At 49.8% G+C, this 995-nt stretch carries 2 rRNA genes; both read left to right on the top strand.

Going from position 1 to position 995, the window contains the following annotated elements:
* Positions 1 to 767 (top strand): 23S ribosomal RNA (locus DCO56_RS28990); the annotation flags it as partial.
* 163 nt (positions 768 to 930) lie between these two features.
* Positions 931 to 995 (top strand): 5S ribosomal RNA (gene rrf, locus DCO56_RS30165); the annotation flags it as partial.

The following is a 995-nucleotide window of genomic DNA, read 5'->3' as shown; positions in this document are numbered from 1 at the left end:
GTGTAGGATAGGCGGGAGATGTTGAAGCGGCTTCGCCAGGAGTCGTGGAATCAACCTTGAAATACCGCCCTTTCTGTATCCGGTTTCTAACTCGGTATTACCGAGGACATTGTTTGGTGGGTAGTTTGACTGGGGTGGTCGCCTCCAAAAAGGTAACGGAGGCTTTCAAAGGTAAGCTCAGTACGCTTGGTAACCGTACGCGGAGTGCAATGGCATAAGCTTGCTTGACTGTGAGACCTACAAGTCGAACAGGGTCGAAAGACGGACATAGTGATCCGGTGGTTCTGTATGGAAGGGCCATCGCTCAAAGGATAAAAGGTACGCTGGGGATAACAGGCTGATCTCCCCCAAGAGCTCATATCGACGGGGAGGTTTGGCACCTCGATGTCGGCTCGTCACATCCTGGGGCTGGAGAAGGTCCCAAGGGTTGGGCTGTTCGCCCATTAAAGTGGCACGCGAGCTGGGTTCAGAACGTCGCGAGACAGTTCGGTCCCTATCTGTTGTGGGCGTTGGAAGTTTGAGTGGATCTGACCTTAGTACGAGAGGACCGGGTTGGACAGACCTCTGGTGAACCTGTTATGCCGCCAGGTGTACGGCAGGGTAGCTACGTCTGGAATAGATAAGCGCTGAAAGCATCTAAGTGCGAAACTAGCCACGAGATGAGACTTCCTTATAGGGTCGTAGGAGATGACTACGTTGATAGGCCATAGGTGTAAAGGTTGAGAGACCAAAGCCAAGTGGTACTAATAGCCCGAAGCTTTCTCAAGCAGACAGACACTGTTGTCTTCCTCTTTAATTTTTGAAACGAAAAGAATAACAAAAAGAAACGAACCTCTTTCAATATATATGTCATTTAGACGTGGACATGTATGCGTGCTATGTGGGACCTAACAGGATCCCGGTACTCATATCTCATATCTAAAAAAATCTTTAGGTGCCTATATCGGCGGTGTCTACCTCTTCCCATTCCGAACAGAGCAGTCAAGCCCGCCAGA

It is taken from the genome of Sphingobacterium athyrii, from assembly GCF_003071065.1.
Classification (GTDB): domain Bacteria; phylum Bacteroidota; class Bacteroidia; order Sphingobacteriales; family Sphingobacteriaceae; genus Sphingobacterium; species Sphingobacterium athyrii.
This window is presented reverse-complemented; position numbering and strand designations above follow the sequence as displayed.